The organism is Cupriavidus pampae, assembly GCF_914271485.1.
Taxonomy (GTDB): Bacteria; Pseudomonadota; Gammaproteobacteria; order Burkholderiales; family Burkholderiaceae; genus Cupriavidus; species Cupriavidus pampae.
In genome coordinates, this window is the sequence record NZ_CAJZAG010000012.1 from 104,433 (window position 1) to 127,956 (window position 23,524).

The following is a 23,524-nucleotide window of genomic DNA, read 5'->3' on the forward strand; positions in this document are numbered from 1 at the left end:
TCTCTCCTATCGAATGGGGAAGTAAAACGGCGGCAGTCATGCCGCCAGTTCGGCCGGTTGGGCTTCCCGGTCGAGCTCGTTGCGCACCTTGCGCAGCAACGACCGGTCTTTCATGAAGAACTTCACGTTATGGTGTTCCGTCAGGTATTCGATCACCGCTTCCACACGATGCGGCGCGATCACCGCGCGCATCCCGCCGTTGGAGGACTTGAAATCGAGCGCGAAGCGATTCTTCGCCTCCTCACCTTTGATGAGCGACAGTACTGGGTCAAGGAAAAACTGGCCGCCCCGCAGGCTGGACCCGGGCACCCGCAGCACGGCGTCGCCGGTGCGATCCTTGTAGACCACCACCGTCTGTTTGTCGTCGAGCTTGGCAATGCCCGACGGATCGTTCCCCACGGGCTGATGCTGCATCACTTTGGCAATCAGCGCCGGGTCGCGCAGCCGTTCGGCCAGCGACAGCAGCAGGTCGGTCGACACTGTCGAATGCACCATGATCCCGTGCTGACGCTTACCCGATTCATCGGTGTAGACGATCTTGCGGCCCAGATGCTCGCGCAGGTTCAGCGCCGTGGCTTCGAACAGGTTGCCGTCCAGCACCCGGACACGACGGGTCACAATGCCGTTCTCGGCCGCATCGAACGCTTCGCGGGCTTCGTAGTGTTCCCGGAAGCCCATCACTTCGAGATCAATCCCTTCGGCATACAGCGAACTGAGCGTCTTGGGTGACACGACGTCGCTGCCCGGCTGCAACGTATGGACCATGAAGCTGCTCGGGCGCGACATGTCCTCGGTCTTCTTTGGCAACGCATACCAGAGCACCACATGCGGCAGCGCCACACCGGATAGATCCTTCTCATAGAACACGGACCCCCGGCCCAGCACTTCGAGGTTGCGCTCCATCCAGTCCAGCTTGTCCGCGAGCTTGCGCGTCTCGTTGTGCTTGCCTTCCTTGTCCGGCGCGGCGGCCAGTGCCGCCTCGACGCTATCAAACTTCTTGCCCGTTACCTGTTGCAGCAACATCTGGCGGCAGTCGCGCAGGTATTTCACGATATGGGCAGCCGCGCCTTGCCCGTGATCCCGCGCGTCGGTCGCCGCCATCTTGGCATCGACTTCAGGTGCGCGCACGGCTTTCATCACGTGCTCGTATTCGAGCGTCGAGAGGTACACCGGCTTGTTGAACATCGACGACGTCGCAGCGGCCGCCGCCGGGGCGCTTGCGCCCATGTAGACGTCCTGCTGCGTCATCCGCGCACGCCAGTCGTGACACACCACCTCCAGCGGGTTGCGGCCTTCGGCCTTCAACTGGTCCAGCCGCTCGGTGAAGCGTGCCTGCAGATCTTCGTACAGGGCGAACTGCTCGGCCGAACGCAGCAGCGTCATATGGCCCGTGAGCGACTTCACATACCACAGCGGACCCTTGGCCCAGCCTTCGCCATCTTCGGGCATATTGATGTCCAGCTTCTGCGCCAGCCCCGGGTCCGCGCGCAGCATGAAGTAGGCCACTTCATCGCCCACCACATTCAGCAGATCCGGCACGGTCTTGATGAGATCCTTGCTGTCGCGGTTGGCCACCGTGCTCGACGTGAGCGAGCGGTTGGCGTTGTTGAACATCATGGCCAGCCGGTCATCGGCCGGCAGGCCCGTCAGCGGAATCACGTACTCGGGGCGCTTGACCGAGCCCGTACGATCGTGCCGGCCGTCCATCTGGCGCTCCTGCGTGATGTCCTGCTGCATCTCGGCCTTAATCATCCGCCGCGCGCGCAGGTCCTTGCCCGTGGCCGGGCTCGCGTGCAGCGAGATCCCGGTGCTGCCCGAGGAGGTCAGCACGATCACATCGGCGTTGGGTTCGCCGTTGTTGAAGTCGCGCACGGCACGGTTGATGCGCGTCGGGTCGGTACGTCCCGGTACCGGCTCGATTGCCACGCGGCCGTTCTCCATCGTACGCGCCTGCAGACCCCGGCCCGACACCTCGGCCATCGTGTAGCCATGCTTGGCCAAGCCTTCGCGCAGATAGTCGATCGGCGTGAGCGGCAGATCGTCCGGCAGCGCGTCGATCATGGCTTCCAGACGCTTCGTCACCCGCTCGATTTCCTTGCCGGTGGCCATGCGCGTCGAAACTTCGCCGTACCGGCTCGTGACCTTGATTTCCAAGATCCGTTGCAGCGTACGACGCATGTAGTCGCGGAAGGTAAGCGGATGCTCCAGCGTCACCGTACCCAGATCTTTCTTGCGGCGGCCAGCGTCGGCCTCGTGGGCCGGGGCAAGTTCCTCCAGATATTCCTTGAGCAGGCTCTCGCCGGTACGACGCAAGGCAATGATCGGCTTCACATCTTCCTGCAGCGACTTCACCGCCAGATCCAGCACGTCCGGCAGTTTGAGCGCCAGCAGCAGCTGACCCGTCAGGGCATGCAGGCGGGACCCGAAATTCAGATTGGTAGCGCCCATGCGTGCGCCTTCTCGCTCCGATTCGGGGATGCTCTTGAGTTCCTTGGTGAATTCGCGGTTGATGTTACGTACGACCGTGCCCACGTCGCCCGACAGGAAAGCCATGCCCGAGAGAATGTCAGCCACCTGATCGGAGATTTCGAGATTACGCTCGCGGCGCGGCGACAGGTAGAAGTCCTTGACGACGTTGCTGCTGTCGAGTTCGCGCGAGATCAGGCAGCCCCGCGCGGCAATTTCGAAGTTGAGCGCCTCCTGCAGCGACAGCGGATCGCTGGCGACCGCTTCGAGCAGCTCCTCGGTGTTGACCCCCTTGGGCAGAATGGCACTGTAGAGCTTCAGGTTCTTCGCGCCCTTGATCGGCGTGCCCGACGAGTACAGCACACGGCCCCCACGATTGGAGGAGATCGAGATCATCGCGTCGAGGTTCTCACCCGTGTTGCTCGCGCCGGCACCGTTGTGCGACTCGTCGAGCAGCATCGTGAGCGGGTAGCGTTCGGCCAGCTGCAGCATGTAGCGGGACGTCAAGTGCGACGCCGGACGGCGTGACACCTGCGCATAGGTCATCAGGATGATGTCGGTGCCCGGGGGCAGCTCGCCGGCTTCGGCGTAGCGCCGGTAATCCTCGCGTCGCATCGAGCGGACCACGACGTCGCCGTTCGCGTCGGTGGTCTTCGCGCCATCGTTCACGATGAGCGGGTTCTTGAACAGGTCGCGGCTTTCCACGGCGACCATGTCGCGCTCAAGGAAGTCGGTGAAGAGGTTCTGCGTGACCGTCACGAAGACCGGGATACGCCCTTCGAGCTTTTCGCGGCGCGCGACCAGCGCGAGCACGCGGCCCTTGCCGGCGCCCATCTTGTCGGCCAGCAGGAACCCGAGCTTCTTGTCGTGCGCCGCGAAAATCAGCGCCAGCGCATCGATCTGCTCCGGCTTCATCTTCATGCGTTCCAGATCGCTCAGCTCGAACTGGAGGCAACGGCAGACGTAGTCATCGATCTCGCCAAAATCCGCCCGCACCTGTGCGAGCGCCGCATACACCGGCCCGGACAGATTCGCCGGAATCATCATGCTGGCTTCGCCGATGTTCGAGTACGGCACGTACGGTTGCTGGAATTCGTTCTCCTCGCGACCGTCTTCGACAAACTCGCCTTCGGGCAGATCCGGTACCAGCAAGGCGTCGAGCGATTCATCGATCAGCGCCGCGTCGGCCGCCGCAGCGGCGTCGCCTTCCAGCGCATCAACGGCGCCCGGTACCGTGGCCGCTTCCGGCAGGCCTGTGGGGGCATCCAGTGCGTGCCGCTGCAAGTCTTGCACGGCCGGCACCGCGCCCGCCGGCATCTTGATCTCCACGCCAGCCTGCAGGCCCAGCAGGTGCTCGGCGTAATCCATGCCGGTCTTCAGCAGATCGCGCTCGTCGAAGAAGGCATTACGCGCATCCGACAGGCGACGCATGCCATCCGGTGCCAGCGTAATGCGATGGCCTTCGGCCACCATCCGGCGGATGTGGTCACGCAGCGTCGCCGGCCGGCCGCTTAGCGTATAGGTGCGCTGCAGCGTGGCGACAATCTTGCCACGACGCTGTGGCGTTTCAGCGTCACCAAAGCCATCGATATCCTGCGCGTCGAGGCGCGCGCGTTCGGCGGCCGCCTCGCGGTCGGCCTGCGCCGCGCGACGTACCGCCATGTCCTTGGCTTGGCGCGTATCCAGCGCAATGCGCGCCTCCAGATCCGCCCGGTCGACCAGCGGACCCCCCATGGTCCGTCCGTTCAGATGCGTCTGGTAGCGCTCGGGATTGCCCCGATAGTAGCCAACGATTTCCACCTCGCCGGCGGCCGATTGCCACTTGCGGCCAAGGTTGGCATCGTCCTGCGTGTCTCCCGCCGGCTCCACGACTTCTGCACGTTCCACGCTGTCCCAGAACGTATCGAATGCGGCCATCAGTACGGTGCGGGAAACGCCGCGCTGCAGGCCCAGCTGGGCATAAAGTGCGGCGCGATCGCTGTCGACGGCGCCGGAGAATGCGGTCATCAACGCCTGACGGAAGAGGGACCGTTCCTTCGTCGTCTGGGCCAGCCGCATCGCTTCGGCCACCAGCGGCGATCCAGTGTGCGGCTTCGCAGAAATGGGTACGGTCCCTGTGCCGCTGGATGCGTCAGCGAGATCGACGTCGGCGTCGCCATCTTCGCTGTCGCGTAGCCCGGCTTGTGCCGTCAATGGGGTCACCTCCGGCCAGCCCTTGGCCGCGAAGGCGCGCAGTGCGCCGTAGGTGTGACCCTCGCCCCGATTCAGGTCGTTGATCTTGTGGACCAGTATCTCCATGCGCTCGGCCTCATCGAGCGCCATGTAGTTGGTGTGATAGCGTGCCGGCTCGGCCTGCAGCGCCATCGCCGCCAGCACGGACTCTTCCGCCGCGAACAGCACGTGTGCGTCCAGTCGCGCGTTCTCGTCTAGGTAACGCTCGGCCATGCTGGAGGCGAGGTCGATGGCCGCGTAGAAGCGGCCGTGCGCAAACTCCCCGTTTTCCACATGCTCGTCGCCCAGCAGCGGGCGCGGCGCGTTCATGACGATCCACCCGGGCGGCAGGTCCTTGAATGGCGACATGGTGGCCACGACGCCGCGCATGCCATCCACACGCGTTTGCAGCGCCAAGGCCTGCGGACTCGCGACCGCTTCCAGCGGCGCCTGCAGGTCCGGATAGTCGGCCAGCACATGGGCCGGTACCGGCTTGCCCTCTGCGAGCGCCTTGCGCACGACATCCTCGTGGGTGACGCGGTTGCCCTCCAGCACCCAGTCGCGTGCCTGCTCGTCGCCGCGCATTGCGCGATGGTGGAACCACTCGGTCACCCCATAGGCAAGCCGCGCCTTTTCGCCGATCCGCTCGGCTTCCGCGCCGCCGGGATGGCTGCCCATCAAGGCGGTGCGGCCCAGCGCCGCCTGTGCCGCCAGCCACTGCGCCCCCGTCATGGCCCACGGCGCCACCTTGGCAGGGCCGGGAGCCGATGCCGCCTCGGGCTGGGCGAGTTCCGCGCCCAGCGGCGCCAATGGTTCGCTTGCATCGATCGCCTGACGCGCCGCCTCGATGGCTTCATCGACCAAGGCGGCCACTTCCGCATCCCCGGGTCGGGCGTCCTTTACGCTCTGGACACTGCCGGCCAACAGTTCCAGCTGGGTCAACAGATTGCGGCGCATGCCTTCGGATCCGATGGGCTTGCCATTGCCCGGATGTATGCCCTTGGCCAAGCTCTCCGCAAGGGTGCGCAGGTCCGGCAGATCGACCTCCAAGGTGCGCAGCGCTTCCTCGCCGTCGTTGTCCGGCGCGGCAAGTGCGCCCGTAGCGTCCGCGACTGCGGCGAGCAGGCGCTGATCGAAGTCAGACGCCGGCGGCTCGACGTTGGGCTGGGCGGCCGGGCCGGCCTTGCGCTTGCCCTGCTCGACCGCGCGCGCAATGGCATTCTTGATGGCCAGTGCATCGGTCGTGAAGTGAATGATATTCCTGCCACGTTTGGCTTCCACTGTCACGACACGACCGTCGATCGCCTTGATCGCAGCACGGTTGACGACTTTGAAGTCGTTAAACATGACCGTGCCAATCAGCAGGCCCGGCTGAAGCGCCAGTTCGCTGCGCGCGGCGTCGATCGCGGCGTTCTTGTCCTGTTCGTCCACCACGTCGCGCGCATAGTAGATGGCCATGCCCACTTCACCCCGCTCCACGCGCTGTAGCCCAAGCGTCCGATCTTCGGGGCGGAAGAAGTCTCCGGTGCTCTCCAGCACCGTGTCGTAGATCTCCTGCGTATAGAACTTTGTTTTGCGTGCTTCCCGCACCGCTGCTACGACCCGTCGCATCTGTGGATCGAGAACGATATTGCGATCCGCATCGCGCTGGTGCCAACGCTTGTGCTCGTCTTTGGCGAACACGTAATGGCGGTCATCCTGAAAGTCGCTAAAGTCGGCCGGCGGCGCGGGCTGGCTTGCTGGCACGGCCGTTTGGCCAGTCACCGCCGCCACGGTCACTGTGGCCGGCGACCCTGCCGCCGCGTGGGCGGTAGCTGGTGCGGCCAGCGGTTTGCCCTCCGCTTCCCTGAGGCGTTCATACGCGGACACAAAGCGCTGCTGGGCGGCCTCGCCCACTTCGAGTACGTTGACTTCGGAGAACTCACCGCGCTTGCGCTGGAGCGACACCACGGCAAAGCGGCCGTCATAGGTGCGCAGGGCAACGCGCGGATTACGCTCTTCCCACCAGAAGACAGCTTGCGTGGCATAGCTGGCGTCCATATTGGGTCGCGGCACGTCCAGCGCCAAGACCTTTCCGTCCACAGCGAAGCGGTGCTGCGCCGTGCTGACCGTACGCGCCTTTCCTGCCAGATAGCGGGCCACCTCCACCATGCCATTGTGGCGAGCCATTTCGCGCCGCGCGCGTGCCGATGCTTCGGGGGACATCACGCGCGGCACGCGTGGCAGTGCGTCCTCCTCGGCTTCAGCAACCAGATCCTGTACAACGGGCTCGGGCGTGACCAGCGGGTTGTCCCGACGCTCGATGACCGCTTCAGCCCACTTGCGCAGGGTGTCGTAGGAATGCAGCACCGGCAGACGGGTCGGCACCTCGGCCTCGATCGGCTCGGCACGGCGCGCGCCCACAACATACAGACGCAGCGGGAAGGCCGCGCCCTGCTTCTTGTAGAGATCGCCGCTCACGTCGACTACCCCGTCGATGTGGTAGTGGTCCATCAGATAGGCCAGCAGATGTTTGCTGCGCCCATCCACCGCGCCATCGCCCACGGCACCGTCGGCACCCGTGATGAATACGCCGCGTCCCGTGTCCTTACGGGCGTGGAGCGTTTCGAGCAAGATGTAATGATCGAGGCGACGCACCGGCATTTTGGCCACGCTGCTGCCTTCGGGCAGGACTACGTCGCGCATGCTGTCCATCGACCCAAACGGGGGATTCGCAATGACATAATCGAACCCGTCAGGTTGCGCGAAGAGCGAACGAAAATCCGTCTCGGTGGCATCCCCTTGCAACACCTTGTCAGCGAAATCGCGGGCAGCCGCAACGCGGTCCTCGTCGAGCTCCACGCCGTAGATGCGGCAATGCGGCTCTCCTTCGGCGCGACCCGCATTGAACGTCGTCACGAGCGAGGCGTTGCCGATCGTCGGATCCAGCACCGACCGGCCCGGCAGGCCGTCACGCGGCGCCAACATGGCCTGCGCGATCACCGACAGCGGGCCCGGGGTCGAGTATTGCTGACGCGCAATGGAGCTCGCAGTGCGCACCCCGAGTTTGGGCATGCCGATATAGATTCGGTTGGCGATATCGAAGACGCCCATAGCATCCCAACCGCGCGCCAGATGCTTAGCCGACTCCTGCTGCAGCAGCAGGTTGGCTTCGGTCTCGATCGCTTCCTGATAGTCCCGCTCGCTGAAACCGCCCTTGTTGCTCTGGGCCATCAGCGCTTTGACGTGGTCCCAGCGCAGGTTGTTGTTGCGCGACACGATACGGCGTACGAAGCCGCGCGCCACGCGGCGCAGGTCGGCTTGCGTGCGTGCATAGAGAAATGTGGGCAGATCCAGCCCGTCATCGCGCACGATGGCCTTCTTGCCATTGACTTCGCGCTGCACGAAGCGCCCCGAGGGCGAATCGAATACCACCTCGCCCGCGTCGTTCACACCGATCGCCTGCGCCTGCGCGTACAGGGCGCCGGCGTTGGCATTGGTCTTTTCCTTGACCTTGGTGCGAAAGCGCCGGTCAATCTCCTCGCGGGAGCCCTGCACCCAGCGCAGCTTGTCGCCACCGAAGGCCTCCCGCAGCTGCTGCGGCGTGAGGCCGAAATTCGGCTTCACATAAACGTCCTTCGCGTAGGCATTGGCCACAGGCGCGAAGCCGAGCTTGGCGATTTCCTTGGCATAGGCGCCGGTCATGTCCACGACGGACAGCCCATTTACGTCGCCCTGCTTGTACGATCCGAAATAGACCCCGATATCTTTCAGGTCCATCCACTTGATTGTCGTCATCGCCGATTTCCTCATGCCAGCCCACGCAATAGCCGGTCAGAACATTAATGAGGAAATTATCCCTGAGGTCGCCAAAAAGCCAAAAAACAGGGTAAAAACAATGGTAAGGATGATTTTGATGATTATTTCCGCAATCATTTGATATTTATTTATCGGAGATATTCACCAAATCCTTACATTGGTGCAGGCTCATTCTGCCGGGCGCAACACATGAGGAATTTGCGTCGGCTCGGTCGCCACGGATAACGCGGTCACGACATCGGGTCTAAAGAGGTCACTGACATCTGCGCAGACGGGACTCAGCCCGCGTCCAGAGGCGGGATCGCGGTAGTCCCAAGCCCGCACTTGCAGCGCATGACGATCAATGACATCGCGCAGCTTGGCCCAGACACCATCGGGCACCGGTAAGCCAACGCTCATCACCCATGCTGGTGCGGGATCCTGCGCGAGCGCAAGGCCGCTCGCCGAGGGTGTGCTGGCCAGATACGGCATCGTCGGGGCGGCGCGCACGAGCATGGCATGCAAGCGCAGCACCTCCTCGCCACAACATACCCCCTCCCCAATCAGTTCCAGACGCACCCCGGCGACCGCTTGCCAGACGTCCAAACCGGGCGCGGGCTGGCACCGCGCAAGATGACTGGCCCGCTCGCGCAGCGCGCGCCGGCCTGCCAGCATCTGCGTCCGACGCGCGGTCGCACGCTGGCGTGTCACTGCGCTCCAGTCCAGAAAATATAGCCGCAACTGGGCCGCCTCATCAAACGCATAGCCCCGCGCGGCCAAGGCATCGCGCAGGCGCCCAATGACTTTGTGCGCCGCCTGCCGCGTCGCCGGATCATGGCGGTCTGCATTGGCGGCGCGCGCCAGCTGCCGCTCGATCGCGTTCCAGAGTCGTGCCACGGCACGGGAATCGGGTGAGGCCTTATCGGCCGGTGACGCCAAGACGGAGACAGATGGCATGTCGTGGTCCGGTGTGCAGCTCCGCCGCAAAGAAAAAGACCGCCCAACGGGGGAGTGGGCGGTTCAAGGATTGCCCGTCGCCGTCGGGAGGCGAGCGGCGACGGTTCGGACAGGGGTCAACTGTCACGGGTCATGACGGGCTCAGAAAAACTCGGCATCGAGCGCGGCCGCCGATTGCTCCAGACGCGCATCCACACCGGCCTCGGCGTCCGGGTTGATTGCGGTCGGATCGAATGGCATGGCGTCGTCAGCCTGCGCCAGTTCTTCCGGCTGATCCAGCGCGCTGCCAGCTTCCGGGGCATACTGGATACCGGTTGCCAGACCGCGCAGGGTGGTCTTCGGCGTATTGTGGTCGGCCGCGAGGAACTTGGTCATCATCAGCGAGCCGTTCCGGCTCATTTCCGTCGTCAGGTACGTCGGAATGAAGTAGCGCGCTTTGACATAGCCGCGTTCGTCACGCGGGCTGTAGTTCATGTGAATCGGGTGGTACGCGAACGGGGCGCCGTTCTGGTCGTACGCCTGCTTGACGATGCCCGATTTGGTCGCCTTGCCGGCCGCGATGCGCTCGCCCGGGATCAGTTCGACGGCGTGCGTGCCATTGCGCACGGCATCGACGATCTGGTGGAGAGCTTCGGTCTGGTCGGCGCCGGCGCCCTTGAACGTCGGATAGCCCGGTTCCTTGCTCAGGCCGTAGATCATGGCCTTGGCCGCCCACATGTCGCGGCTTTCCTTGACGTCCTCGCCCGGTGCCATCAGGTGCTTCAGGCTGTCCTCCGCCGAGGCGACGCGATAGACGATACGCGTTTCGCCACCGCCATCGTGGTCAACGACTTCCACCGGCACTCGCAGCGGGCTGATGCGCACCGGCTCCAGACCTTCCGGCTGGGAGCCGTCGGACTTGTCGATCAGACGCAGGATCGCAAACGGGCTGCGGCCGATCAGTTCGCCATTGACTTCGCGCTGCGACGCCATCGTCGCCAGCACCGTCGGCACGGCGATTTCCGGCGTCAGCTCGACTGCCTTTTCGGGACGCACGATGTCGGCCACGACCTGATGCGTGACCACACCATCCACGGTGAATTTTTCAGCGCTGAGGTTGGCGTGCACCAGATCGCACGCGGTGCCAGCGGTCGGTGCCAGTGTTTCGGCCCAGTGCGCACGGAACGAGCCGTCTTCGTTGGGCAGGCAGCGCGTAAAGGCCAGCGTACCGCCCTTCTCGCAATGCACTTTGTTGCCCACGGTCACGAAGTGGGCCGGACGCGGACGGCCTTGCTCGCCCGAACCGACATACTGCTGCTTGAGCTTGGCCAGCGCCGCCTCGCGGTTTTGCGTGGCGAGTCGCCCCACGACGGCCAGACCTTCCTCGATGGTATTCAGCCGCACCACTACCGGCTCACGCGTGATGGCGTCGAAGCCATGGAAAAAACTGGCCTTCCCTTCGCTCGCTTCCAGACGATCAAAGACCATGACGATGGTCTTGGGCTTGACGGTGTTGTTGCTGGCGCGACGTGCGCCACGCTTCAGGCTATCGAGTTGCATAATTTCGCTGCTCCGTATGGACAAAGTTGTGGACCTGCTCACACCGCTTTTGCTCATCCGCATTGCAGACCGCAATCAGCGATTGGGAGAATTTTTATCACGACATCGCAGAAATCCAAAATTCTGGGGTCAAACTGACGCCATGAATGCAAAACGCTCGCATATGCGAGCGTTTTTATTTTTTATTTCACATTACGATGCACCAATGGCGGTCGTTTTGGCTGGCGGGGCGGCCGCCACGTAAGCCGGATAGCTGCGACCAGTCTGGTCGTGCTGGGTGGTTTTGCACAGCAGCCCCTTCTGCACCATGTTCTCGATTGTATTGCGGCGCACGGACGTCGCCACGGCGACCGTCCCGCCCACAACGGCGCGCGTCTGCCCGAGATGAATGGTGAAGCCACCCGCGCCTGCACACAACTGCTTGCCCTGCGCTAGCGCTTCCAAAATCTGGCGTTGTAGCTTCGTGAGCGGGTCCGGCTTGGTCAGCGTGTTCGACATGATGGCTCCTAGGATGCCTACTGTGGCTGATGCTTGGGCGCTGCGGCTGGCGGCGTGGCCGGAATGCCGTACTGCATAGCGGCCCACTCTCTGAAATTCTGAAACAAGGGCCCCAGATCCAGCACGTTGCCGGCCTGCAGGAGAACTTCCGAGACCACGAAGTAGTTCAGCGCGAACAGTGGAAAGCCCGTGGTGACCCAGTCAGAATACATGCCCGGTACCGACATGCCGAGGCGCGCCTGCGGATCCGGCTTGTAATCGATCGACGCGAACGGCAAATCGTATTCGGCGTAGTACTCGTCGGCCCAGAACAGAATGGCGGGCAATCCGCCATTGGCGGCCGCGACGAGCTCCGGCGTCAGCGTTTCCGGACCGTCCCGCAACGTGCCACCTTTGCTTACGAAGTCGTTCAGCGCATCCACCACCAGTGTGGAAGCGACGTCTGCAAGCTTCACCTTGTTGTCCATGTGTCCATCCAGTTCGAGGCGCGACTTCCCCCAGTCGCTTGATAATTTTTTGATGTTTTTTTTGTGCGTTACCGCACGGAAGATTAACACAATGACAACATAGATGCCATTTGAAAGGTAAATTTTGCATGGATGTAACACAGGCTGGCGGCGGCGGCGCCAAAAAAAGGCCCGGCGTTTGCCGGGCCTTGCGCGGGCGCGCTGAGGTGTCAGCCTTTCAGGCGCTCCGCGAGGCGCTGGCGGCCGCTGCGGATGATGTCGGTCTGCATCTGTCCGGCCTGTAGCAGGGTGTCCGCGTCCACGTTGTCGTTGAGTACGCCCCAACGCACCGCGCGCGCCACAGTCAGCGCATCTGCGCCCGATTCGGACAGCTGCAGCCATGCCTGCCCGAGCAGCTTGGCACGCTCCGGGTCGGCCATCTCCGCAAGCCATGACGCGATAGCCCCAAGCGCTTCGGGCTTGAGCTCCGCGTGCAGCGGTTTCGGCAGCTCGTCATCGCCTATCAGGTCAAAATAGCCCAGCCCCGTTTCGTCCACGATGGCCAGCTTGCGCTTGCCCGTATAGATGTCCAGCAGCTCTACGTGGCTGCCCGGCGCCTGTTTCACAATCTCACTCATTCTCTTCTCCCGATCCCTTAACCGTCGCCGCGACTGACTCAGTCGAGCGCCATGCCCGGCGCGTGCTCTTGGCGCTTCGGCGCATGCTTTGCAATCATTGTGTCCACCTGTCCCAGCAACCCATGCTCGCGCAGGATCTCCCGGGCCGTCCGATGGACATCCTTCATCGGCTTTTCAAGCCGCGCTTCGATGGCGACCGAAACGTCGGCAGACAGCCCGGCCCTACGCGCGTGGGCCAGCCACTGCTCCCCCTTCTCGGTCAGCCGGATCCCGGCTCCGCCCTGCTCGACAACGTTTCTGGCCAGCATGGTAGTGACATGCTTGACGAGCGTACTCGCCCGACCAAGGCCTGCCATTCGCATATGGCGCAGCAGTGCCACATCCAGCGGGAGTGCCTCGTAGCCGGGCTTGGCGGCCTTGTCCTTCCAGTTGCGCATCGGCGGACGCGCCGTGTAGCAAAATTCCAGTTCGGCGTCGGCCGCCGCCACGCGCAAGCGGGTCTCGCGGACGGTCTGCCCGCACTGGATGAGATTTCTGGCAAGCAGCACCTGCACCGATTCCGCCGCATCCAACATATTCAGCGTGCGCCCGATCAATACCTCCTCCTCCATCGGCCGGGGCGCCTCGTGAGGCAGGCCCTGTGCGCCAGTGCGCGGCCGACTCGGTACCTGATCGCCGGCAAAAGCGCACCGATTGTAGTGCGCCAGCCGAGCACCGATCTCCACACCATCCGGAGTAAAAGCCTTGGCCCGAGCGCGCGGATAGCTGACAAGTCCCCGCTCAAAGGCTTCCTGCAACGCGTTGGCCGCCACATCGATATCGACGTGCAATCTCAAGGCAATCGCCTCAACCGCCTCCTCATGCGACCACGGCAAACTGGCGGGCCGTTCTCGCTCTTCCTGCCCAAGGATCTTTCCCGCACCGGCCGCCAGCGCGGCCTCGGCCCGGCGCATCGCCTCAATACCGGCATCGGAGGAGACCGGAACCTCCGCCATGAAAGTTCGGCCGTCGCTCACCTGCAGGGGAATCCGATAGGTTCCGATCTGCGGCGCACTGCGCGCCACGGCATCCAACATGCCGCTCTGCACCCGGCCCACCGGGATCGTTGCGCCTTCGGCGATGACGGTGTACGCGCTGCCGATCGCACGATCGACAATGCGCCGGCACATGCCGGGCCAAGCGGCCGCCGGATCGATGGCCTTGGCGCTTGCGAACGCGGCGCGGAGCTCGTCCGCGCCAAGCGAACCGAGTCGCACGCGGCGCATCTTGCTCTGCTCGTCGGGCAGCAGCGTAGCGAGATCATGCGCAATGACATCGCCCTCCTGATCGTCGTCCATGGCCAGAATGATCTGGTCCGCCATGGCCGCCGCGTCGGCGATCTTCTTGAACAGTGCGGCGCGGTCTTCGCGCAGGCCGTACGCCATCTCGCGCAACTGGGGATCCAGCGCGATTGGTCGCAGGGATTTGGGGTTGTCGCAGAGATGGCCGACGGTGGCGAGCACCTGCACAGTGTGGCGCATCTCGCGCAGACGCCGTGCCAGCAGCTCAGTCTTGCCGGACGCTTCGACCAGCACCAGCGTTTTCATGTCGGCTCCGCATTGGCGGCCGCGCAGGCGCGCCCGATTCGAGATCAGTCCACCGTCAGCGCTCTCGTGGCGCGAGGAAGAGGCTCGCCGGTAGCGATCAGGTGCAGCTCGCGCACCGCGTTGTTCAGCAGCTTGGACATGGACAGCTGGTTTTCGCGGGCGCCTGCGGCCTTCTTCTCGGCGCGTACCCGACCCAAGAATTCCTGCACGTCCGGGTCCAGCATGACCCGGCTGCTTTCCTTGGCCGCCGCGCGTCCCGGCTTGAAGACGCCCAACTCGATCGCGATGGTACGTACCCGGGCGAACTCGTGATCCTTCACGCTATGCTCGCTGCGCATCCGATCGCGGCAATCGCCGATCGACAGGCCGGATGCACGCAGCTTGCCTAGATGGTTGGCCAGCAGGAGCTCACGGTACTCGCGCAGCAGCTTGTTGGTGGCCGACTGAATCTCATTGATCTGGATCTTGGTGCGGCCGCCCTGAAACACATTGAACTCAAGCTTGCGCACGCTATCTGCGTCATTGAGCGGCACTGGCTCGTACTTGTCTTCCTTGCCTTCCCGCACACGGCGCACGCCCGCAGGCATGTTACGGCCGAGGAAGTACTTCATGCCTTTGCGCTCGAAGACCTGCAGCCCAAACATCTTGATGGCAAAGACAAAGTCGCTCAGGTCGAACTCGCCGCCGCGCGGATCATCCTGTGCTGCCCGATGCTTGAGAAACTCAAACGACGCCACCACCGGCGTTTGCCGATCGTCGAACATGAACCGGTAATTGCGCATCAGGCGCGCGGCCCGGAGCGTCTGCGGGGTGCTTTTCAAGAACTTGTAGGTTCGCTCCGCATCGGCAATCATCTTCGTCAACACCTCGTCGGTGAGACTGGAAGCACTATCAAGGGCGGTCGGCATGCGGAAAAATCCCCGGGACGGGTTGGTTTGATATTCTTTTTTATTGTACCCGACGCAAGAAAAAACTTAAATAATCGTTGTGAGAACGTGACGTTTACGTGTTTTCACCGGCTTTTGGCGTTAACATCACATCGATTCTCACCAATGCCTCATCAAAGGACGCACCACCCTCGACCAGCAGCGCATGCTGTCTGGTGAGTGTCGCAGCCAACTCTTCAATGCGCCACGCCTCCCACCCTTCCCGCCCGCCATGGGCGACGGCGCGGTCCACAAAGACCTGCGTGACCCACGCCAAGCGCTCGTCGACCCCGACAAGGCCGGGATCGGCATACTGGACAGGCAGCACAGCATCCGGGTGGGCGCGTGGCACGCCCTCGCTCACCGGTTGATCCGGGCCTTGAGCGCAGCGGCCGGGCGGAACGCGGCCGAGCGGGAAGGCGCAATGGTCATGGGCTCGCCCGTCCTCGGATTACGCCCAACACGCTCAGCACGCGCGTTGACAGTAAAGATGCCCAGTCCGGGAATCTTCGCACCACCGGAGGCGATCGCCTCACCCAGCACCTCGATCACGGCGTTGAACTGCCGCTCCGCTTCGGCTTTGGACAGGATGCTGCGCTGGGCCAGCATGGCCACCATTTCTTCTTTGGTCATCACAAACTCTCTATCGTTAAATCAGCTGCCGATCAGCTCATCGAAGCAGCCTACAATGTCGGGAAGCACGTCATCCGGGGACGTCAGGTTTTCCTGCATCCACCGGTAGCCGACACAATCATTCGCGTTGGCCTCGGCCGAGACGCAAGTCAGGATGTCATTGCCGGGATTCTTCATGTGGCAAGGGAAGCCCCCGAGCGATTCGGCACTGGCCTGCATCTGCTGCACGAGCGACCAACCGATCATGCCACGCGATGTCGCCCAGAATGGGCAGTCTTTGCAAGGACTCATTACGGCACCTTCAAAGGCCATCCGCCAGCCGCCGTTTGACATCGGCGTCGGTCATTTTTGCGAGGGCCGCATCGGGATCTTCTTCCGTAGCCAGCCAGCGCTGGATGACGTGGCTCGCATTCAGGAGATGACGATCGTCTTCGATCGTCTCCCAACACTTGCATACACGCCCTTGCAGCGCTTCCTCAACCATGTTGGCGTCGGCCGCCGAGCGATCAAGCTGCAGGAGCGAGCGCTCGTGGCGCTTGATCTCCTGCATGAGCGACAGCGCCTGCTTATAGGGGCTGCGCAAGCGCCACATTACTGCTTGACCCCGACCAGACAGCCTGCACTGGCTTTGCCGGGTTCCAGCCCCATGGCCTTCATCGTACCGATCGCGACGCTCTCACCATCCATCGTGCCGAGATTCGCGCCACCGTTCGCCTGCTTCACTCGCTCCCGCACCATCTCTTGCAACCGTTGCTGATCGGCCGAACTGACCGAAAAGCCAAAGGGGTCCTGCGCAGCCGGCTTTGTCAGATAGCCATGGGCGGCCAGACTGCCGCCGCACACTGCGACCAGTGCCACGAGCGTTGCAGCCTTGTGTGTACGCATCCAGCGACCGGCGCGGCGCAGACGGCCACCCGCAGGGGCCGCCAGCACACCACCGGCCAATTCCGGCACCCCAGCCACGCTCGCCACCGGGGTCGGCGTGGCAGCCGCAGGCACGCCGCCGTTCTGCAGCTGTGCAAAAACTGCCTGCGTAAAGGCACTGGCCAACGCGTTGTCCAGCGACCGGCACAACGCGGTCCGCCCATCCGCCGACAGATGGTCAGCAAACTGCAGCGTGGCCACGGTGGTTTTCTCCGTGCCGTTTGTCAGACGGATGGCTTCCGCGACGGGTTCTACCCGCCACTGAATGAGGTCGCCATACACCGATGCCATCACCGGCACCACGGTCAGTTCCGGACAGCTCGGCAGGATAAGGCCAACGACATGCGAATTCGCGCGCGGGGCAATCTGGAACTGAGGTACGAAATTGGTCATTTCTTGATATCCGAAAGAATGCGCACCAGCAGCGCGTCGTCGTCAATACCGGCGACCATCTGAGGGCTGCCGTCCTTGGTCTCGAAGTAGGCCACCGGCACGCCGGCAGTCCCCGCTCCCTTGTTCTGGTCGAACGACGCCCAGAAGTAGGACTCGTTCTCCGCGATGATCTGCACGGTCTGGGCATTGGGCACGCTCTCGCCGCCGCGCGTCTTGCCCATCGTCTTGGCCAGCGCCGCGCGCTGATCCTTCGCCTGCATGATGTCGGCGATCAACTTGGCGCCCTCCGCCGGATTCCCGAGTACCGTCGAGGGGATCCATTTGATCGTGCCGCCGGCGGCCACATACTTGCGCGTCTTCTGGTAGGCCGCGTGGCAGTGCGGGCATCGCGGATCGAAGATGATGTAGAGCGTCTTGTCGAACGCCGCATTGCCTTCCTTGATGCCAGTCAGCTTGCTGATTTGAGCCAGCGCATCCGAAGGGCCGCCCGCCGGCTTGGCCATCGCCGTCGCGGCCGCCGGCGTTGCCTCGGGCACCTGCGCCGCCGCAGCCGCCGACGCCATAATTTCGTCCGTAATGAATGCGTCCGAAAGGTTCTTTCCCGACGCGGCATCCCACAGGACACCTGACAGCATCACCGAGCGATCTGCCGTGGTGTAAAGCACGGTTTTCACACCGGCGCGCTCGACTTGCCACACGCGCAGGCCACCGGGGCCCTGCTGCGAAGCGAGCACCTTGATGCCCTGCTTGGCAAAGAACGCAGGCGCCTCAATCTTCTTGGCATCGGCGTCACGTGCCTGCGCTTGCGCGCTCGCCGGTGCCGTGGCCAGTGCGGTCGTTGCCATCACCAGCGCGGCGATAATCCCCACGCCACGCGTGGACACAGGTTTAATCACGGGAATAGCTCCTGACGGTGTAATGCTGTTTGATATAACGCGACCACTGCTCGGCCAGCGGCTTGATGAAGCCTTGATATCGCAGATTCTTTGACGGCGTCTTTGAGTGATAGCTTGCGGCGCAGTACCAGAAGTCATCGCTCTTGCATTTCGCCAGCCGCTTGGAGAGGAGGTAAGCGGCCATCTCATAGTTGTAGCAACCATCGTGCATCAGTGCGTCGACCACCTGATCGCGCGACACGCCGTAGCGCGCAATCTCAGGCATCACCTCGTCGACCGAGACATCGTTGATGCCGGCGCGCCCAAAATCTCTTGTCCCGTCGGTGTTGCGAATCGCACTGCCCTCTTTGCCCGCCTCATGCTGGCCGATGGCCAATAGAACATTGGCGGGCACGTTGCGACGCACTGCAGCCGCCACGACGCACTGCTCGTTGGCGGGTCGCCATTTCTGCACGGCGTAGAAGCTCGGATCCGTCAGCCCAGCCATTTGCGGACGGTCTGGGCCTGCTTCGGAAACCGCGATAGGTCCACCAGATGCGCTTGCAAAAAAATGCATTCACCGTAGACGTCGGCAAGCAGACGCGCGTCCGCATTCAATGCATGCGCCACCGGCGGGTCGGCCGCGAGGCAGCGATTGATCGCGGCTTCGAGCGCCGCGATGGTGATGGGCTCGCTCATTCGCTGCGCTCCTGTTCCATCAGCATGCGCGCGACCACGTAGTCCGTGAACAGGAGACCCAGATAGGCGTATGACGCCTTGCGATCCAGATTCTCGTGGGTGAAGCCTTCGATGCGGGACACAGAGTTTCTCGAAATACCGAACCGCTCGGCGACCTGATCCTGCGTATAGGACAGCAATCCGGTCCGCATGGTCTTCAGGTCGCGACCGGATAACGGGCTCGTGCCAAACCGGCGCGTCACAACGCGGCAGTCCGAGTCTTCGCGGCCCCACTGCGCTAACGCCAGCAGAAACGAAGGCGCGTCGGGGAAGTGGCGCATCAACGCCACAACCTCATCCAAGGTTCCTTCCTTCAAATGATCCATTCACCGTTCCTCAACCATTGGCGGAATGCGCCGCGCACGAACAGCGTGCGGTGCGACAGTTGCCAGTAGCGGTAACTTGCCGCCATACCCTGTGCCGCCAGATTGATGCTGAACAGCAGCAAAAAGACGAACGTCAGTCCAAATAGCTGAAGCATGACCAGCGCAAGCGCCCCCGCCGCGACGAGCAGCGCCAGCGCGTACCAGATCCGGCTCAGCCGCCGGAATCGCCGGGTCTGAAGAGCAATTTCTTCGCCCCCCATGTCCTGCAGGCGCTCTTCGGCAATCTCGCGTAACCGGCTCAGGCTGTCGTCATCGCGCCGGACATCGCGGGCTTCGTAGTAATCACAGTTGTCGCAGCCCCGGAACGGTTGCTGCTGGCCATCGACGGGCACCGAGAAAGGATGCAGATACCCGGCGCGGCATTTCGGACACGTCCGGCCGAAGGCACGCCGATAGCTCCGGCGTACGATTCGGGCCCCGGCCACGATATGCGTGGCATAGGCCAGATGTAGTGCCTGTTGCTTGGCGTGCCGGCCGACGAACCGGAAAAATCCCATCAGGCGACCTCATTGAACCGGTCGATCACAAGCTCGATCGAGGCGTCGTCGAAGGGCAGCGCATCGCCGTTCATCGTGACGGTCCGGTCGTCGAACGACACCAGCGCCTCGAACACGGTCTGGAGCGACTGGTCGTCGCTGTGCAGATCCCGTTCGCCAACGTGCAGTTGCAGCTGGCCGGCCATCAGCTCTACGGAAGCCGTCACCGCGGTGCCCTCACCGTCGATCTGCCAAGCCGAGCGCTTGCCGAATATGGCGTCGTCGTCCTCCCAGACCCATGCCTGTACGTCCGTTGCCACAAACCGGCTGGCATGACCGATCAGGAAAGATTGCGCATCAGTAGCGGGCATGAACAGGGCTCCACGAACAATTTTCGGGATTCTACCCAATATTTCTGCATGACGCGCGATATGAGATAGAAATTTAACGTTCTTTTTCTTCTGCGTTGCGCCAAAACCATAGGGGCGGCGATTTCTCGCCGCCCCTTGCCGAACCGATGGTCAGAGCATGTCCGGTCGGTAGTTTGACGCTTTCTCGTGCAACGCGTCGATCCAGTCGTCGAAGTCGTCCTGCGAGACGGGCTCCGGGACGGCCCCATCGACATACGCGGTCGCATTCTCGATCGAACGGACATCCTTCCCCGCATTTACCCGAGCTTCGAGGGGATCGTCCGCAGCCCCCAACGCAATATCAGCGTCGGCCAGCGCCGTGCCGACGTGGGCACCGACTGGCGTGTGGTACGAGGTGATTTCCTCGGGCTCGTCGCCTTCCGCCAGCGGCCGCAGCGTCAGCAGGCTCAGTTTCTCCGGTGCCGGTGTCTGCGACCCACCCTGCGACTGGGTCTCCGTGAGGGCGCTAACGTCGTAGTTCAGGATGAAGTCGCGCACTGCACTGGCGACCTGCACCTTGAGCGGGCGATCGTCTACCTCGGCTTCCACGGCCGCCGGCGTAAGAGCCATACCCATCCCCCCCGCGCCACTGCCACCACCCGAGGCACCTGAGCCGCCGGATGCGCCTGTTGCACCGGTATCTTCTTGCTCGCCGGCCCCACCCCCCTCACCGGTCGTGGCCGCGTCCGTCGTGAAGGCCGCACGCCCCGGCGTGGCTGCTGGCAGATCATCATCCTCATCGTCGAACGATGCACGCCGTGCGCCTACTGCTGGGGCACTGCCGCCGGTCTCGTCCTCCTCTCCTTGTGCGAGCGAAGCAGACGTGGGCCGCACCTCCTCCTCAAATGGATCCGCCGCCGACATGCCTTGCGCAAGCACCATTTCCTGCGGTGTGTCAGGCGTGGACGCATTGGCAGGCAGGCCCTCGTCAAATGAGGCCTCGCTTAGCAGGCGTGCTGTATCGCGCAGACCCTCGCTGGCCGCCGGCGTTGCTCCGTCGGCATTTGCCTTCATCTGGGCGATACGCTCGCCCATTCCGCGCGCCTGAATATTCCCTTCCTGCTCGGCGCACACCAGCGCCACGCGCACTGCCTCGCTCAGATCGAGATGGTGCTCCGCCTGTGCGCCCCGGATATACAGCGATGCCTTGTAGAGGCCGTCCATGTTCTGGGTGCGTGCAAAGTGCGTCGGATCCGTCGTGAAGCACTCGGCGATCTTGCCCTCGCGCAGCAGCTTGAGAAAGAGCTCTTCCACCTCCTCAACCAGCGTCGGATCATCGTTACGCGGACCGCCTCGGGGCGGCGGCGCCACCTTCAGGAAGTGATTCACGCGGACGTAGCTCGGACGCTCGGGCTTCCCCTTCTTGTCAAAGGTCTGCGTGAAGAACGAGCTCCCGCGTATCACGCGCACGCCATCGTTTCCCTTGTCCGACTTCTTGCCGATGATGAACGTGAATTCACCGTCCTGCTGATGTGACAGATCGCCGTAAGTGATCCGTTTGGCCTGCTTGATGCTGACGTCGCGGTCGCTAAGGTAGCCGCTGGAGACTTGGCCTGCCTCATGTGTCTTGCGTTGCTCTTCGTAGACAAACGCTTCGTCACCGGCACCCACCACGCGACGATAAGTCTCCGACTCGCTGCCAGACGTCAGACGGCCGATCGCTCGCACGTTCGTGTTTTCCCACGTGGCATCAGCCTCCTCCTTCGATGCCTTCTGCAAGCTGGAGAAATCCTGTGCGGCGAACGTGATGCAGTTATGCGTCACGATGTCGTCGTCAGTCATGTAGCAATGCATGTCGTCATCGACCACCAGACATTGCGACACGCAAATGCCGGCGTCCACAACGCTCGCGACCGACTCCCAACGAATCTGACCATCCACATCAACATAGGACAGGGCAACGTCGTCACCCTTGGCCAAGCGCAGTCGGATATCGAACGTGGTCATCAGCAGGTGCTGCTCGCCGACGCGCGTCGGCCAGCTGTGCACGTTTGCCGCCTCGGTCGACCGCCCACTTACCAGCGTCACCCGGCTGACGGGCAACAAGCCGTGGTCGAGCACCATCCTTACGGGGGCGGCACGGCCGGTCGGCAGCAAAATAGCGTCGCCGATCCGCATCTCGCCCATTGTCTTGTGACTGCCATCAGCCATCTTGACCAACGCCGTTTCTGGCTGCGGGAAACCCAAACTACGAGCCTGAGCGGGTGCAACCGCGAACCCCAAGACCGCGTAGTAGCCGTACTCATCAAGCACAACGTAGTACGGCACCGATGCGTTCGTGGGACGCGCATCGACGATTTCCCGCACAGCCCCTTCCACTCGATTCCCAAGGCAGCCGGCCATCATCTGCTTGATTGCGCCCACGATCATCTTGCCCAGCATCTTGAGCGAGTCGGGAGCACGTTCCAGCGCGGGTAGCAGGACGACGAGGATCCGTCGGTTAATGACCACGTCATACATATCGACCTCCCCCAGACTGGTCTGGAAGAGGTACCCGTAGGTGTACGACAAATCCGAAAACAAACGCGTGAGCTGCATGGTGATAAAGCCATACTGCTCCAACGTCTTCTGCTCTTGTGCCGCCATCTTTTGGCGATCGTATCCCGGTAGGGTCAACACGAAAGCCTGAAGCGGTTCCAGTACCTTATTAAAGAGCGCATCATCCACCACGACTTCCTCGCCGGGATTCGCGCCGGGAATCTTCTTTTCCCAGCACATCCGCTCGATCACCGGTAGCTCCTTCATGAAGTCCATGAAGGTGTTCGCCTCCAGCAGCAGATAACCCCGGTCACGCAGGAATGTCAGCGCGCGCGTGAGGCCGGCCACGAATGCAATCGCACGCCCCTTCCACATGTCCCCGCCGCCGCCACTGTCATCCATCAGGGAGATGATGAGCTCGATCAGCATGCCAGACGAACCCAGCGCGAATGGGTTCATCGTGTTTGTCGTGCGGTCGTACTGCTTGTCCAGAAAGTCTCGGCCTGAGGTCAGGAAGTTGATGAGCACAAGATCGTACTCACGGCCGATGTAGCGTGCCAGACGGAAGACGTTGTTCCACAAGGCCACATCGCCCTTACCGTCGGTGTAGATAAAGCCGGAGTTCTGGATGAGCGCGTTATAGACCAACCCCAGCAGGAATTCGGTCTTGCCGGAGCCCGTCGTACCGAGTACCAACATGTGGGTCCGCAGATCCGAATCGCCGGAGTAGATCCCCAGCTTGCTGGAGATCTCGTAGCCCAGAAAGGTGATGCCCTTGCCCTTGCTCGGCCGATCCTTTGGCATTGAGCCGTCGTAGGCATTCGCCTGTTGGGGGACACGGTACGGAAAATCATACTTACGGATCTTCTGGGTCTCAAAGATGCGGTCCCACAGCCACCAGAACCCGCCGCGCCGGCTCACCGCCTTGCCGGGGCTCACGTACGTGCGGTAGAAGATCACCATGGCCAGCAACAGCAATTCGCTGGCCAGTGGCACCTTCATCAGTAAGATCGCAGCGACTGGCACACCGAGCATGGTAGCCAACACGCCGTCCGTGGTGTTGAAGAAGTCGCTCGCGCGCGTCGAGAATCGCCGCACGTCCGGCCGTAGCCGGCTGACGGACTGTTCCTGACCGACTTCGATCCCGGTGTACTTGGTCACCATGGC

The 23,524-nt window shown here is 62.9% G+C and carries 20 protein-coding genes; all 20 read right to left on the minus strand.

Annotated features, from left to right (window positions below; translation table 11 throughout):
* Window positions 1-36 precede the first annotated feature (36 nt).
* Window positions 37-8,454 carry a strawberry notch-like NTP hydrolase domain-containing protein gene (locus tag LDO41_RS27745; protein ID WP_223994172.1) on the minus strand — a complete coding sequence of 2,806 codons (8,418 nt, stop codon included), beginning with the start codon at window positions 8,452-8,454 and terminating at the stop codon, window positions 37-39.
* 189 nt (window positions 8,455-8,643) lie between these two features.
* On the minus strand, window positions 8,644-9,351 hold the full coding sequence (locus tag LDO41_RS27750) for a hypothetical protein (RefSeq protein ID WP_223994174.1): 708 nt from the start codon (window positions 9,349-9,351) through the stop codon (window positions 8,644-8,646).
* 201 nt (window positions 9,352-9,552) lie between these two features.
* Window positions 9,553-10,950, minus strand: a complete 1,398-nt coding sequence (locus LDO41_RS27755) for a hypothetical protein (RefSeq protein ID WP_223994176.1) — start codon at window positions 10,948-10,950, stop codon at window positions 9,553-9,555.
* A 192-nt stretch (window positions 10,951-11,142) separates the two neighbouring features.
* On the minus strand, window positions 11,143-11,448 hold the full coding sequence (locus tag LDO41_RS27760) for a hypothetical protein (protein WP_223994177.1): 306 nt from the start codon (window positions 11,446-11,448) through the stop codon (window positions 11,143-11,145).
* Between the two features lie 17 nt (window positions 11,449-11,465).
* Window positions 11,466-11,915 carry a hypothetical protein gene (locus LDO41_RS27765; protein ID WP_223994179.1) on the minus strand — a complete coding sequence of 150 codons (450 nt, stop codon included), beginning with the start codon at window positions 11,913-11,915 and terminating at the stop codon, window positions 11,466-11,468.
* A gap of 209 nt (window positions 11,916-12,124) precedes the next feature.
* Window positions 12,125-12,532 (minus strand): hypothetical protein, encoded by a 408-nt coding sequence (locus LDO41_RS27770; RefSeq protein ID WP_223994181.1) that lies wholly within the window; start codon window positions 12,530-12,532, stop codon window positions 12,125-12,127.
* 38 nt (window positions 12,533-12,570) lie between these two features.
* The gene (locus LDO41_RS27775) at window positions 12,571-14,118 is read right to left on the minus strand and encodes a toprim domain-containing protein (protein ID WP_223994183.1); all 1,548 of its coding nucleotides are present in this window, start codon (window positions 14,116-14,118) and stop codon (window positions 12,571-12,573) included.
* Window positions 14,119-14,162: 44 nt separating this feature from the next.
* On the minus strand, window positions 14,163-15,026 hold the full coding sequence (locus LDO41_RS27780; protein ID WP_223994185.1) for a hypothetical protein: 864 nt from the start codon (window positions 15,024-15,026) through the stop codon (window positions 14,163-14,165).
* A gap of 94 nt (window positions 15,027-15,120) precedes the next feature.
* Entirely contained in the window at window positions 15,121-15,408 is a 288-nt protein-coding gene (locus tag LDO41_RS27785) for a hypothetical protein (RefSeq protein WP_223994187.1), read from the minus strand.
* The gene (locus tag LDO41_RS27790; RefSeq protein WP_223994189.1) at window positions 15,405-15,677 is read right to left on the minus strand and encodes an HU family DNA-binding protein; all 273 of its coding nucleotides are present in this window, start codon (window positions 15,675-15,677) and stop codon (window positions 15,405-15,407) included. The genes LDO41_RS27785 and LDO41_RS27790 overlap by 4 nt, the downstream gene beginning before the upstream one ends.
* Before the next feature lie 21 nt (window positions 15,678-15,698).
* Window positions 15,699-15,923, minus strand: coding sequence for a hypothetical protein (locus tag LDO41_RS27795; protein WP_223994191.1), 225 nt, complete (start codon window positions 15,921-15,923; stop codon window positions 15,699-15,701).
* A gap of 55 nt (window positions 15,924-15,978) precedes the next feature.
* On the minus strand, window positions 15,979-16,227 hold the full coding sequence (locus LDO41_RS27800; RefSeq protein WP_223994194.1) for a hypothetical protein: 249 nt from the start codon (window positions 16,225-16,227) through the stop codon (window positions 15,979-15,981).
* Window positions 16,228-16,268: 41 nt separating this feature from the next.
* Complete coding sequence (locus LDO41_RS27805; protein WP_223994196.1) at window positions 16,269-16,994, minus strand: hypothetical protein; 726 nt, start codon at window positions 16,992-16,994, stop codon at window positions 16,269-16,271.
* Complete coding sequence (locus LDO41_RS27810) at window positions 16,991-17,890, minus strand: DsbC family protein (protein WP_223994198.1); 900 nt, start codon at window positions 17,888-17,890, stop codon at window positions 16,991-16,993. The genes LDO41_RS27805 and LDO41_RS27810 overlap by 4 nt, the downstream gene beginning before the upstream one ends.
* A complete protein-coding gene (locus LDO41_RS27815; RefSeq protein WP_223994199.1) occupies window positions 17,883-18,377 on the minus strand; it encodes a lysozyme family protein in 495 nt (164 codons plus the stop codon). The genes LDO41_RS27810 and LDO41_RS27815 overlap by 8 nt, the downstream gene beginning before the upstream one ends.
* On the minus strand, window positions 18,365-18,568 hold the full coding sequence (locus tag LDO41_RS27820; protein WP_223994200.1) for a DUF3717 domain-containing protein: 204 nt from the start codon (window positions 18,566-18,568) through the stop codon (window positions 18,365-18,367). The genes LDO41_RS27815 and LDO41_RS27820 overlap by 13 nt, the downstream gene beginning before the upstream one ends.
* Window positions 18,565-18,933, minus strand: coding sequence for a helix-turn-helix domain-containing protein (locus tag LDO41_RS27825; RefSeq protein ID WP_223994201.1), 369 nt, complete (start codon window positions 18,931-18,933; stop codon window positions 18,565-18,567). The genes LDO41_RS27820 and LDO41_RS27825 overlap by 4 nt, the downstream gene beginning before the upstream one ends.
* A complete protein-coding gene (locus LDO41_RS27830; RefSeq protein WP_223994202.1) occupies window positions 18,921-19,325 on the minus strand; it encodes a hypothetical protein in 405 nt (134 codons plus the stop codon). Before LDO41_RS27830 ends, LDO41_RS27825 begins: the two co-directional genes overlap by 13 nt.
* Before the next feature lie 164 nt (window positions 19,326-19,489).
* On the minus strand, window positions 19,490-19,840 hold the full coding sequence (locus LDO41_RS27835; RefSeq protein WP_223994203.1) for a hypothetical protein: 351 nt from the start codon (window positions 19,838-19,840) through the stop codon (window positions 19,490-19,492).
* Window positions 19,841-19,990: 150 nt separating this feature from the next.
* Complete coding sequence (locus LDO41_RS27840) at window positions 19,991-23,521, minus strand: type IV secretory system conjugative DNA transfer family protein (protein ID WP_223994204.1); 3,531 nt, start codon at window positions 23,519-23,521, stop codon at window positions 19,991-19,993.
* Window positions 23,522-23,524 lie beyond the last annotated feature (3 nt).